Consider the following 13503-nt stretch of genomic DNA (forward strand, 5'->3'; position numbering starts at 1 on the left):
ATTTTTAAAAAATTCTTTCTCATTTTTTTGCGTCGAATTTCTCATATTATTCTATAGTTCTGAGTAAGTTCAAAAACTTCAGAACCACAAACCATCCAAAAATCCGGTAAAAAAGCACATCTGAAACTATGTTTTAATTTGAAATTTGCGTCTCTTGCAAATAGCAAAAATTTTTCGTGAAAAAGTAGCAGTTCCTACAATTCGGTTCAAAGAAAAAGATAGATTTTCGCAGTTTTAAAATTCGATAAAATCCAAAAAGAAAAAAGATAAACTTTGGCAAAAATGAAGATTTTATCCTTTAGGGAAGGCCAAATTCCCAAAAAACGCATCAAAATCCGATTCCGAACCTATTTTTTGGTTGAAAAACCGTACTCAAACAGCCAAAGAAGTAACGAACAACTATGGAAATAACTGTACAAGACGATATTCATATTATAAAAATTGCAGGATCCATTCTTCAATCCGATAGTGAGGAATTAGACCGTAACCTAAGCGAACATAATTTTGATCCAAGTCCTAAGATCATTATCGATCTGACAGAAGTGAATCACATCTGTTCTACCGCGTTAGGCATTATTGTTTCTTATAAAAAGAAATTTAAAAGCGCGGAAGGCGATATTATTATCGTAATCAACGATGAAGATCTGTTACAGCTTTTCGAAATCACGATGTTGGACAAGGTTTTTAAAATAGTTCCGAATATCGAAGATGCATTCGATGAGTTTAAACTGAACCCTTGAAGCGGCGATTCGCTCTCGCCACAAACAACCCAAACAAAGTAAAAGAAGTAGGCTCCATTCTCATGGAGCTAGGAATTCAAATCCTTACGCCAAAGGATCTGAAAGTTTCTTTTAATCCTGAAGAAACAGGTTCAACATTTAAAGAAAATGCTCTTATCAAAGCGAAAGAATTATTTCGTTTAACTAGAATTCCTTCAATTGCGGACGACTCTGGAATTTGTGTTTCTGCCCTCAAAGGTGAACCCGGAGTTTATTCGGCTAGATTTGGAGGTCCGGAACTGAATGACGAAGGTAGGGCACTTCTTCTTTTAGAAAAACTGAAAGGAAATCAAAATCGCGAGGCCTATTATGCTTGTGCGATCGCTTATGTGGACGAATCTACTGAACAAAATTTCGAAGGCAGATGTGAAGGATTTATCTCAGAAGAATATGATAGAATTGGAATATACGGTTTTGGATACGATCCTATTTTCATTTTCCCACCACTTCAAAAGCCTTTTTCACAAATCCAAGAAAAAACAAAGAACTCAGTTTCTCATAGAAAGAAAGCTCTAGACGAACTTTTGAAATTTCTTAAAACGAAATCATAAAAATCTATTTGAATCCAAAACCTAAAAAACTTAGGGACTCTTGTCAATGCAAAAGGATATTCAAAAATATCTCCGCTACTGCTCGTACGCATAAAAATATTAACAAAAGTTAACAGGCTATTTTACCGAAGATGACGCAAAAGGAATTGATGTGAGGGAACTTTAGCAGAACGCTCTTATCATAACCTTACCCACAAGTATTTGGATCTTAATATTAAATCTGTGGGAATTACGACAAATCCTCTGTAAAACTGAGTTCCCACCCCACAACGCGATCCATAGAGAGCGTTGTGCTTTAGTTTTCCCTATTTTTGGGTGGGGCAACTCAATGAATTGCTTCCCATGGGTCGCAATTCAGGTGGAGAAATTCGGAAGACTTTTCTCTATCAGAAAAACATGCTTTTTGCAAGTAAAAAGACTCATTCTTGTCGGAACACTTGAAAAATGTGCGTTTTTGAGCCTTATGATTCTAAAATCCTATTCAACTTGTGGGGTTGATTATGGCTCTCTATGGATTGCGTTTGAACTCAGCAGAACGCTCTCTATGGATTGCGTTTGAACTCAGCAGAACGCTCTCTATGGATTGCGTTTGAACTCAGCAGAACGCTCTCTATGGATTGCGTTTGAACTCAGCAGAACGCTCTCTATGGATCGCGTTTGAACTCAGCAAAACGCTCTCCTAAGGGTCGCGTTTTATATTAAAACTAAAGATGATATAGTGCATTACGTTTCTTTCATACAATTGATTCACCAGAGGCTGAGCCTGGTCCGGTTACCGTGGCAAGCCGGATTTACCAAATTTTCTTACGCCGAACCCACGTTAAGATACAAAAGTGTTCAAAAATTGAGTCTGACCCAGAATTGTTAGCTTTTTGAAGTAGGTTCTACATTCTAAGTTTTTTAAACAAACTCAACGTAGTATTATTTTTATACGTACAAGTTACTCATAACTATATAATAAAGTACCTAATATTTTGTATGGAACCAGTGTTTTGTGATAAAATTAACGGTACTCAATTTTATAGAGATCAGCAGTAAAAGAAATAATCTATGGCAACTGTACGTTTTGGCTCAGGCTAAACGTATCGTAAAGATCAAATATTTGCGTAAAACCACCGTTTGGCGAATGTAATTAAATTTACTTAATAGAAATTCATTTTATAAAACTCTTAAAAAGATCCAAAAATAAAGTCCGTTTGAAAACAGTTTATGATTTTTTCGAGAAATGTTCCCGGCTAAATTTAAAATCCTGGAACACAAAAGTTAAGATTATAAGAGTGATCATTTCCATTGACTTTAGAGAAATTCTTTTTTAACTTGGATGAGGGAATTGTTATGAGCAAAGAAGAAAAACTGAAAAGACTGGGGCTGATGCAATCCGAAGTTTCTGCATGTAAACTCTGCAAACTCGAAACTACTCGTACTCAAACTGTTTTTGGAGAAGGAAATCCAGATGCGGAATTAGTTTTTATTGGAGAAGGTCCCGGTAAACAAGAAGATCTCACCGGTCGTCCTTTTGTGGGAAAAGCGGGTGAACTTTTGACAAGGATCATAGAAAAAGGAATGGGAGTTCCTAGAGAATCCGTTTACATCGCCAATATCGTAAAATGCAGACCAACCGTGGATATGAAGTTTGAAAAGGATAGGCCTCCCGAAGAAGAGGAGACTAGAGCTTGTGCTCCGTATCTTTTAAGACAGCTCGAAATCATTCAACCGAAAGCAATCGTTACTTTAGGAAATCCTTCTACAAGATTTATCTTAAATACTAAAGAAGGAATTACTAAACTCAGAGGAACCTGGGGATCTTTTTTCGGAATTCCTGTGATGCCTACGTATCATCCTAGTTTTGTGATTCGAAACGGAGGAGAGAATAGTCCTCTCAAACGAGACGTCTGGGAGGATATTAAAAAGGTTATGGATTTGTTGGGTTGGAAAAGACCTTCGTAGTTTCTTTTAACCAATCTGCAATCTTTTGATAAATATCGGAAGGCGCGTCTTCGTAAGCAAAAAGTCCTAGATGATCATAATCGATTGAAGTTCCGTTGTCCCTCCCCGCTTCCCAGTATTCTTTTTTTCCTTTTTTTCTTTGATAGACCGGATAAATACTTTCGGTAGGAGACACATTGTCGATTCTACCTCCAATAAAAAGTGTAGGAAAATTCGATGTCTCGAACGGCTCCCAGGCCTTCGGGTTTTCCTCCAAAGTCGGCAAATAGTTAAAAAGATTCTGATATACGAATAGAGTTGTAGGATCGTCCTCGTCCAAAGAGATAAAACGTCTACAGAAATTATCCTTGTTTTTACAGGAAGCGCTTAAGTCGGTTCCCAGTCTTTTTTCCGATTTCATCCTTTCCAGAAAACTATCGTTGTATTTGTAGTCCATTCCAGTTCCTAAAAAGAACACTTTGGAAACATCTGTAACTTTTTTCGCTTTCAAAGAATTTAATATAGCTTGGCCTCCCAAGGAAACTCCGCCCAGAAAAAATTCTTTTTTACCGGTGACTTTTTGGATTTTTGCAATAACTTCGGGAATTAGATTTTCTCCCACTTCTTTTAAATTTACGGATTTATAATCTTCGAAGTGTAATAGCCAGACCGAAAATCCGTTTCCGTTTAACACGCCGATCAGTCCGGATTTACTTCCGAGATAGAGGGCCTTTTTGTTGATAAACACAGGATCTATTAAAAGTATAGGAGGATGAGAGGAATTTTCATACGAGAACGTTGTCAAAAATACGTTTGGTCCTAGGTTTGCGGTTTGTGAAACAAATTTTTGTTCTGTAATAACCACATAACGTGTACAGTTCAAAAAAGTGATTAGGTAGAATAAGATTGATAGTTTTTTTGTAAGTTTCATTTTTAAATCCAAAATAAAATTATAAATTCGTTTTAAGATGAGTTTAGAGTAAGTTCTATAACTTTTCAATTTTTTTGTTTTTGAGTTTGTTACCTCCATCTAGATTTTTGCTCTGACTTATGATTCAATCAAAACTTTCAGATTTTTTGTGTGAACTCCTACAATTGAAATTTTGATTCGAATTTTCTCTTTGATTTTAAGTTTCCTAAACTATATTATATGATTCTAATTTCTTTTATCCAACCAATTAGCAATAGGAACAAAAATATCCTTATCCGCGTTTTTACCGACGATCAAATCCGTGTGACCGTAATCTTCAGAATGGTTGTTTGCTTTGGAGATGATAAAAAGTGTTTTGTCTTCTGAGGAAATTTTATCGTAAACGTACCGGATCGAATAAGTCGTTCCTAGTTTATCTCTTCTTCCGGAAACTAACAAAGTAGGAATTTTAATATTTTTGAGTCCGTTCGAATAGGAAATTTTACGATCCAAACTTCGGATCTCTCCGTTTTCTACAAGTTCTTGAAATTGAAGGACTTCTTTTTCGGTTGCCGGATTGATCGAAGTCGTTTTTACTCCGGAAAGAATCGAAGGGTCTATATTTTCTTTGTGCCATAAAAGTTCTTCCAAGGATTTTTGTGGAAGAAATGGTATTCCAGTACCTCCTTGTATACCGATCCAAGTTTCTGCCGGAACTACCGGCCAAAGATTACTCAACCAAGCAAGCGAAGCCAAATTTTTGATAGAAGCACTTGGAGAATCTAAAATTCCAGATGATCCGATTGTGACTAAGTTTGCGATTCTTGTTTCTCCCAAACTTCCAATTCTTGCATAAGCGATCATCCCACCCATACTATGACCGATCCAATTTACTTTATCTTTTCCCGTAGCATTTAACACGTGTTTGATGGCTGTATCCGCATCGTATTGGATGTAGTCGTCCATTCCGTAAGTAAATTTTTTATCTCCAAAAAATAAGGAAGGATAACCTGCATCCCTTCTTCCTCTTAGATCCAATAACCAGACATCGTAACCTTCCTTCTGAAGTCTTCCGACAATCGAACTCTTTTCGTTGATCTTCAAATAGGTCCTATTAGCCATCCATCCGTGACAGAGTATGATCGGATATTTTTTAGAAGGAGCACCTAACGCAGGTGGAAAATGTTCTAAGGTCAAATCCCAATCATCCGACGTTTTAGGATGATGAATTTCTCCTTGGAGTTGTATAACCGTCTTACATTGAAAGAGGAAAAACCCCAAAACAAAAATCTGGAACGCTCTTCGAATGTTTGTATTCATTAGTAAATCAGATTATAGATTTTTTTGGAAAGGATCAAGTAGAAATTCATAATATAAATTAGAAGCCGTCGTAAAAATACTTTATCTTTGTTTAAAACATCTATTTTAAATCTTTTTATGAATCCCTAGAAAATAGAGTATCATAAATTTTGAGATCAATTATAGTTTAGAAGCAGACCTTTAAACACTTCTATTTTAGAATTCTGAGTAAAATGTTTTTTAAGACGGTTTTTAATTTGCGCTTTTGACTTTAAAACCGGTTTTGAGATATTTTTCGATTTTAGGTTTGATCACATAATGACAGTAAGACTGTTCTGGGGGTTGGTTCTGAAGTAATTTTGATGATAATTTTCGGCAGGATAAAATTCTTTCAGTTCTTCCACTTGAGTTATAATTGGATCTAAAAAACGTTCTTCCGTTTTTCGGATGGACTCTTCAGCTTGTACTTTTTGTTCTTTAGAATGATAAAGAATGACAGATCGGTATTGGGTTCCTATATCATTTCCTTGCCGATTGAGTGTAGTAGGATCATGACTGATCCAAAAAACTTCTAGGATTTCGGGATAACTGATGATTTTGGGATCAAAAGAAATTTGAATCACTTCCGCGTGCCCAGTAGTACCGGAACATACGGAGCGATAATCCGGATTTTTTGTCCTTCCTGCCGCATAACCAGAAGTTACCGACTCTACTCCTTCCACCATTTGATATACCGCTTCGAGACACCAAAAACAACCGCCGCCTAATGTTGCTTGTTCCATAGGAGACGATTCGAGCTTAGAATCGAAAGGTTGCAAGTAGTTTTGAGAAATGTTTTTTTAAAAGTGGTAGTTCCCACAGATTACGTCTCTTAGAAATAGTTACTGTTTTGTAACAATCTATTTCGCAATTTGATTTTTGTAATAGTTCCCAGGTTGTTTTGGATAAATCTCCGTGATTCTCAAACTCAAGTCAGATAAGAATTGTCTAAATTTTAAATGGAAATGTTTCCGCATTTTCAAAGTTTAGAAAAATCTTATACTTTTTAAAAATGGTAGTTCCCACAGGTTTCAAAACATGGATTATATTTTAACCGAAACCGCAAAAACGATAAACTTTTCCTCTTTGGATTTGGATCGATCTCGATCAAAAACAGCGTCGTAAGAACGAAAATATCTTCCTTCCAGCCGAACCAAGGCACTTTCGTTTGGAATATAATCCAAAGTAATCGTGGCACCCGAAGTTAAAAATCCATTTTTAGAACCAGTTTGAATGATCGTTTGTTCAGGATCAAACATCCTTTCTAAACGTAAAGAAGTTCTGAACTTTTCGACCGGCCTCCAAGTAATCCAAAACGTTCCATGATACCATTGTCTATAAGCTTGAATGCCTGGATCTGGAACTCTTTGGATTCCTACGTCTCCAGAACCTGCGATAATAAAATGTTTTGTAAAATGATATTGAAGAATTAAATTATTATAATATCTTGTTTGGCGAGCCTGACTATCAGGAGCCTCGTTTCCTACGAAAGTATTGTGAGTAATTTTAAGTTTATCGGTGATTTTATAGTCAATTTGAGATCCAACCGCCTTATCTTTGTTAGTTTCCGTAATGTTGGACCAACCGTTCATTAGATGAAGTTGAAAGGAAAGTTTTTCCGAATATTGAAACGAAAGTCTAAAACCGCTCGAGTAATAAGGCACGTAATCCAGAGCGAGCGCCCTGGAATAATTCCAGTTGTTGTGAGAGATCCAACTTTCAAGTCCAATATTGCCAAAATAAATTCCTCCGTCTAACCATAGATTTTTTGCGAGTTTGATTCCGGCATAAGCTTCTTGGATATTTCTAACCGAAATTTCGTTAGAATTTTTTTCCGAACTGACTTCGTTTTTATAATTCGAATTTACAGAATTTCCAAATTGGAAGGCAACTCTACCTCTATATTGATCCGTTTCGATCTTACCGTCGACGTAAGCAAGGTTGACGTTGATTTCATCCCAACGTGCGGGTTGAGTGAGATAACGATTATCCCTTGAACTGGAACGATAAGGATTGTGAGCGTAATAAGAGTCGATAAAGAAGCCGAATTTAGGAACCTGTTTGTTTTCTTCCGGAGTTTCTTTGGAAGAAGAATCGTTTTTAGAATGATCATTTTTTTCGATCTCGTCTTTGGATTGAAAATCGTCGTTTTGTATCTGTGAAGAATCCTTATCGATTGATTTTTCATTCGTTGGCGATTGAAGATTTGTCAAAAAGGTATGAGAAGAATTTAGAACTTTTTCTTTTGTTTGAGTCGTGGATGAATCTGATTTTTGAGAATCCGCAGATAGAGAAAAAATAGAAATACAAGAATATAGGATTGTAAAAATATATTTCTGAAAAACGAACTTGTTCAATAAGTTTTTTATTAAGAAATCCGAACCGAAATTAATTTGAGTCCGTCTTTTAGAACATTCTAATTTTTGAAAATTCCGTTTTTGTGTCATGATAAAAGTATATAAAATTGAACTCTTGTAGACAAGCCCTGGAACTACAATTTGGAATTAGAATTTTCTTTTAGAAGTTAAGAAATGATTAAGAGAACGTTCTATAAACACCTAAAGAAAACGATTCTACTTATCGATTTCTATAAAATAGACTATGGTAAATTTTGATTGCAAAACCCTATTTCAGCGTAAAACACTGGTTACTTTATTTTATAATTCCGAATGAAATCCTAAAATAGAACGTTCAAAATTCTGTCTCTAAAACCGGAACCTCCGTCTTAAAAATCCTGAAAACACTAATTCTGTAGGGATCAAAATTCTGCATAAGATTACAATTCATCAAATTAAAAATTCATTTTATAGAAATTTACTTAAGAAAATTTTTCAAGTTATGGATTTTGAATTTGTTTCGTTTTTAAAAAAGGTTTAAAGACTTCTATTCTTTTTAAGTTCGTTTTTTACTTCTCTTTGTCTTTCTGTTCTTTTATACTGACTGATTCAAGGGAGAATACAATGATTCAAAATAATTATTTTTCAGACAATCAGGACATCCAAGATCATTTTATAAACATTCTACCTTGGACAGAAATTATACTCGATTACGAAAACGATTTTTCCGGTGTTGCAGAGGGAGGCCCCTCTAATCCTTCCGAAGCAAAAGAATATTATAAAACCGTGTTGGAAACAGTCGGAGACTTGGCCGGGAATATACTTTCTCCTCACGTTGCCGATTTGGATCGAGAGGGTTTAAAATTCAAAGACGGAAAAGTAGAATTTCCTCCCAAAATGCTCGAATTGGTTTCTAAAGTCGTAGAGGCAGGAGTTCAGGCCTACGGATTTTCTAGAACATACGGAGGATTAGGAATTCCTTGGACGGTAAAGTCCTTTATATCGGAAATTTTCTATAGAGTGGACGCGTCACTCGCCATTGCCATTGGATGTGTAAATCTTGCAGAAATTTTAGAACGTCATGCGACTGAGGAAATGAAGAACGACTGGATACCAATTCTTGCCAATGGAAAATTTGTTTGTGCGATGGGACTCACAGAACCGGACCACGGTTCCGATCTTTCCAATTTAAGAACCAAAGCCACAAAAGATAAAAATGGAAATTGGAGATTAAACGGAACCAAACGTTTTATTACACATGGTTGTGGGTTCGGAGATCTTCCCGCGGTTTTATTGACCCTGGCTCGTTCGGGCGAAGTAAATTCCGGTGCAAGGGGACTTTCTTTTTTTCTAGTCCAGAGTACGGATGTACAAATTGCAGGAATCGAAAATAAACTTGGGCTTCATTGTTCTCCCACTTGTGAGGTGGTTTTTGAAAATTCTCCCGGACTTTTGATCGGTGAAGAAGGATACGGACTTATAAAATATACGATGGGAATGTTAAACGGAGCTAGAATGGGGATCGCACAACAATCCACGGGTCTTGCAACTGCAGCATATTATGAAGCCCTAAAATACGCAAAAGAAAGAATTCAATTCGGAAGAGCTTTGATAGAAATCCCCGCGGTGAAAAAGATATTGGATCGAATCGAAAGAGAAACATATGCTATGAGATGCCTGACTCTAGAAGGATCCAGGGTGATGGATCGTTATTATTGGAGAGCGATTCGACTTGAAAAACAAGGAGCTACAGAAAAGGAAATTAAAAACGATACAGTGGTTCGTTATTGGGAGAAAATCGCAAACATTCTTACACCGATCAGTAAGTTTTATTGTTCCGAATCTTGTTTAAAAACGGTCAGTGACGCCCTTCAAATTCATGGCGGTTCCGGTTATACAGAAGATTATGATATTTCTAGAATTTATAGAGACGCAAGAATCGTTACGATCTATGACGGAACTTCACAGATTCAAATCAATGCGTGTATCGGAGGAATCACTTCCGGTTTAACTCATACGTTTGGGGAATACGTATCCGAATTGATAAGCCGATCCGATTCTTCTTTGGCTCATAAGCTATTTAACGGATTTCAAGAATTAGTAAAACTTTATAAGGAACTTCCGGAAAAAGAAATGAAAGATACGTATGCAGAGGAGATCGTATTGACCTGTTCCAGACTTTTAGCGGGAATTTTATTTGAACTTTCTTGTAAAAGACTTCCGGAAGAAAAAAAGTCGATTCGACTCAAACACGTAAAAGATTATCATATAGATACTCTATCCGTTTTGGAAGGTAATCTCGCAAAATTAAGAGAAGTAAATAAAATTAAGATTTTATAATAAATTACTCATAATTATATAATTAAAGTACCTAATATTTTGCATAGAATCAGTATTTTGTGATAAAATTAACGGTACTCAATTTTATAGGCATCAGTAATAATATATATGAGTAAAAAAGAATATTCTAAAAAAAATACGGAACAAATCGATATACTAAAAAAATTTCAGACTTTGCCCGGAGTAGGTAAATCTGTCTCGATGGATTATTGGAATTTAGGTTTTAAAAGTTTGGAAGAAATCCGGATAGCAGATCCGGAAGAATTGTATGTCCGTTGTTGTAAGTTACACGGAGGATATGTGGATCGATGTATGCTCTATGTATTCCGTTGTGTTCATTATTCCTTAAATACTAAAAAGCCAAATTCAGAAAAGCTAAAGTGGTGGAATTGGAAAGATACCGAAAGAAATCAAAAATCCAAACGATAATTAACTCCGACTTGAACATAAGTTAAAATTGTTTTAGATTCGTATAACATAGGAATCAAAATTTTCGGGCCGAAAATTTTCAATGCAAGTTGATCAGGATCTCCTTCGTTTTCGGTGATATAACCGTTTTGAAGTGTGTTCTTTAAATTCATGTTGCTCGTTTCTAAGAACAAACTCCAGTTTCCTTTTAACTTTGTGGAAAACCTAAGATTGATTTCGGTTCCAACGGATTTCCATCGGTAATCCAAACCGAATTGATTTAAGCTGAGCATTTGATTAGAACTATCTATTCTATATTCATTATTTCTAAAAGAAGAAGGGCTTTTCATATCTAGATGGAGAATTTGACCTTGTAGTGTAAATCGTTTCAAAAAATTCCATTCAAATCCGATTCCAAGACTATATCCCTTGTGATGACTAGAATATTCGCGAAAGCTAATACGACTCGGATCGATTCCACTCCCAGTTTTTTGACCGATACTATCTACTTCTTGACTGGTTCTAGTCCAGATTCTTTCGATTCCTCCCAGAATTTGCAAATCTAAAGTCGGATGTGGATAAGGAGTAAAACCGACACGAGAAGAAACTTTTTGAAATTTAGTGTTCATCTCTCCTAAGATAGCATTAACCGTTCTTTCTCCGGAAGATTCTGATTCGGAACTAGTTCCGAATGCAAGAGTCTGAAATCCGTTTACGTCTATATTTCGTTTTGCTTCCGTTCCTCGTAGTTCTAACGTTAACCGATTCCAAGCATATCGAAGTCGAGTCGTAGAACCACTGTTAGGTGTTTTATAAGGATTGGTGAGGATTTCCGCCTGCCCCGAACTGCTAAAGGCCAAACCGGCATATTGAATGGTTTGGTAAAAAGGTCTCAACTCTGATTGTTCGGTGCCATCTCCAATTCCAAAAGAAACATCCAGATAATGTCTTTTTGAATCAATCAGTTCTTGTTCTCTTTTTTTAGAATTTTCTAATTTGGATTTTCGTTTTTCGGCTAACTCGGCGAGTTCTTTTGATTTTCTCTTTTTTTCTTCCTCTTTATTTTTAGTTTCTTCTTTTTTAGAAATAGGCTCCGTGATTTTCGAAAAAGATATTTTTTGAATGTTCGATTTCTGAAAAACTTTTGTGGTTCCGTCTGAAAGCCTAAACGTGACCGTTTCTTTATCTTGGTTTAGTATATTTCCTTCAATTTTTTTTCCGGATTTTAAAAGAACGGTTTCGCTTTGAAGTGAAACCGTTGTGGTTAGAAATATTATGATCGAATAAGAAATAAATTTTTTCATAAAATTTATTTTTACAAATAAGGTATCGGGAATCATAACACATTGTTTGAATCCTGCAATACGATTTAGTTTTCTTAAAATGAATTTTAACGAAAAAGAGCTTAAAACTTTTCGTTTTTTTTGATTTTACAGATGATTTATGAAAAATGATGAGTCACTTTTTTATAACCGTGAGGATAGAATAGAGACAATTTCTATCGTCTAACAGAGTTTTAAAATAAAGAATCAATTTTTATAATACTTTTACTTATAACTATATAACAGGCATCAATATTTGGCGTTCAACTACGTATTTGTCACAGAGTTTATGATACTCAATTTGATAGAGATCAGTAGTATTATAGTTTTCAAAAAATTCCATAGTGAAGATTGGCAAAACTGCTTCAACTGTTCGTTTCAATGGAACGGAAACAGATGAGAATCCATTTTTCAACAATTCTATTATATCTTTTTCAATATTGATTGCTGCTACTTTTCGGAGGAAGAGAATTTGCCAGTTCTGTTCTTGGAACCTGCCGAATATAGTTTTCTTATGTATTATAATTTATGAATATGTTTAAAAAATTAGAATATTTTTGAAGAGATTTTCTTTTGTATAAAAGAGATTAATTTTTCTTCTTTATCTAACTTACTTTTTAAAAGAAGAATTCTTAATTTCTTTGGCGGATTAGAAATTTTAACTAGATCTTTTTCAGTACAAACTAGGAAGTCGAAATTTTTTGCGATCGAGTTGAAAACGTTTTCATCTTCTATCGTATAAGAATAGTGATCTCGAAAGGTTCTCGTTTCTAACTTTAGCGGTTGAAACTTACGGATCATCGAAAAAAAAACTTCTGGATTTCCGATTCCAGTAAACGCATATACTTTTTTACCGGATAATATTTTAGGAGAATCAGATTCTAAATTAGGAGATAAAAGTTTATCCGGTTCCAAAATAAAACGAAGGATTTCTTTGGAAAATTGATTTTGAATATTTTGAACGATCCTTTCGACGGAAGGTTCATATTTAGAAAATACGATCTGGTCGGCTTTTGTTAAAGAAGAGATAGGTTCTCTCAAATTTCCCGCAGGAATTAAAAAACGTTCTTTAGAAATTTTACTCGAGTCCAATAAAACAAGATCGACATCTTTTTCTAAAACGTGATGTTGAAAACCGTCGTCTAAAATTACGATCGAATTTTCTTGTATCTTTAACTCTTCTCTAAAGTGAATATAAGAAGAATACCTGTCTTTTCCAATCCAAACTTCAGCAAACGGAAGATGTTTTTTTAATAGAAGAGGTTCGTCCCCTGCCTCCATCGGAGTTGAATGTTGTCCTACACGATGTCCTCGTCGAGAACCTTTAGCGCCGTAACCTCGGGATAAGATGATGATTTTATGATCTGGAAATTTTTTATGAATTAGTTTTGCAAGAAAAATGGAAAACGGAGTTTTTCCGGTTCCTCCCATGGAAAGGTTTCCAACACTAATTACAAAAGCGCCCGGAAGTTTTTTCTTTTTTGTAAGTTTCTGATCGAGTAAAAAAAGACCTCTATATAAAAAAGAAAATATATATAAAATTGGAAAAAGTATAATTTGTAATATAGATAGAGTAGAAAAAGAGTTCATAAG

10 protein-coding genes and 2 pseudogenes are annotated in these 13503 nt (G+C 35.2%); 6 read left to right on the top strand and 6 right to left on the bottom strand.

All coding sequences use genetic code 11. The features are described from left to right. Positions 1-401 precede the first annotated feature (401 nt). The 4 genes and pseudogenes from LEP1GSC049_RS219245 to LEP1GSC049_RS219235 all read left to right on the top strand — a co-directional run bounded on the left by LEP1GSC049_RS219245 (position 402) and on the right by LEP1GSC049_RS219235 (position 3277). Entirely contained in the window at positions 402-740 is a 339-nt protein-coding gene (locus LEP1GSC049_RS219245) for an STAS domain-containing protein (protein WP_000406975.1), read from the top strand. Beyond that, positions 737-1330 (top strand): RdgB/HAM1 family non-canonical purine NTP pyrophosphatase, encoded by a 594-nt coding sequence (gene rdgB, locus LEP1GSC049_RS219240; RefSeq protein ID WP_004778086.1) that lies wholly within the window; start codon positions 737-739, stop codon positions 1328-1330. The genes LEP1GSC049_RS219245 and rdgB overlap by 4 nt, the downstream gene beginning before the upstream one ends. A 174-nt stretch (positions 1331-1504) precedes the next feature. After that, positions 1505-1579 (top strand): annotated as a pseudogene (locus LEP1GSC049_RS2000000229340) (Imm7 family immunity protein); the annotation flags it as partial. Between the two features lie 1086 nt (positions 1580-2665). Continuing rightward, positions 2666-3277: a uracil-DNA glycosylase gene (locus LEP1GSC049_RS219235; RefSeq protein WP_001973894.1), complete on the top strand. Its 612-nt coding sequence runs from the start codon at positions 2666-2668 to the stop codon at positions 3275-3277. On the opposite strand, the gene LEP1GSC049_RS219230 is transcribed toward LEP1GSC049_RS219235, so the two are convergent. The 4 genes and pseudogenes from LEP1GSC049_RS219230 to LEP1GSC049_RS219220 form a co-directional block, all read right to left on the bottom strand. Then, positions 3243-4286, bottom strand: a complete 1044-nt coding sequence (locus LEP1GSC049_RS219230) for an alpha/beta fold hydrolase family protein (RefSeq protein ID WP_016560637.1) — start codon at positions 4284-4286, stop codon at positions 3243-3245. The genes LEP1GSC049_RS219235 and LEP1GSC049_RS219230 overlap by 35 nt on opposite strands. Before the next feature lie 126 nt (positions 4287-4412). Next, a complete protein-coding gene (locus tag LEP1GSC049_RS219225; protein WP_004760448.1) occupies positions 4413-5486 on the bottom strand; it encodes an alpha/beta hydrolase in 1074 nt (357 codons plus the stop codon). Positions 5487-5717: 231 nt separating this feature from the next. Further along, positions 5718-6247, bottom strand: a pseudogene (gene msrA, locus LEP1GSC049_RS11785) (peptide-methionine (S)-S-oxide reductase MsrA). A 300-nt stretch (positions 6248-6547) separates the two neighbouring features. Beyond that, entirely contained in the window at positions 6548-7951 is a 1404-nt protein-coding gene (locus LEP1GSC049_RS219220) for a porin (RefSeq protein ID WP_004759531.1), read from the bottom strand. Between the two features lie 513 nt (positions 7952-8464). Between LEP1GSC049_RS219220 and LEP1GSC049_RS219215 the strand changes: the two genes are divergently transcribed. Further along, positions 8465-10180: an acyl-CoA dehydrogenase family protein gene (locus LEP1GSC049_RS219215; RefSeq protein ID WP_004753631.1), complete on the top strand. Its 1716-nt coding sequence runs from the start codon at positions 8465-8467 to the stop codon at positions 10178-10180. Between the two features lie 108 nt (positions 10181-10288). Beyond that, positions 10289-10609 carry a helix-hairpin-helix domain-containing protein gene (locus LEP1GSC049_RS219210; RefSeq protein WP_016560580.1) on the top strand — a complete coding sequence of 107 codons (321 nt, stop codon included), beginning with the start codon at positions 10289-10291 and terminating at the stop codon, positions 10607-10609. On the opposite strand, the gene LEP1GSC049_RS219205 is transcribed toward LEP1GSC049_RS219210, so the two are convergent. Both LEP1GSC049_RS219205 and lpxK read right to left on the bottom strand, forming a co-directional pair. Then, positions 10591-11892 carry an outer membrane protein gene (locus LEP1GSC049_RS219205; RefSeq protein WP_416036991.1) on the bottom strand — a complete coding sequence of 434 codons (1302 nt, stop codon included), beginning with the start codon at positions 11890-11892 and terminating at the stop codon, positions 10591-10593. The genes LEP1GSC049_RS219210 and LEP1GSC049_RS219205 overlap by 19 nt on opposite strands. 564 nt (positions 11893-12456) lie before the next feature. Continuing rightward, complete coding sequence (gene lpxK, locus LEP1GSC049_RS219200; protein WP_004759487.1) at positions 12457-13500, bottom strand: tetraacyldisaccharide 4'-kinase; 1044 nt, start codon at positions 13498-13500, stop codon at positions 12457-12459. Positions 13501-13503 lie beyond the last annotated feature (3 nt).

This window comes from Leptospira kirschneri serovar Cynopteri str. 3522 CT (assembly GCF_000243695.2).
GTDB classification, from domain to species: domain Bacteria; phylum Spirochaetota; class Leptospiria; order Leptospirales; family Leptospiraceae; genus Leptospira; species Leptospira kirschneri.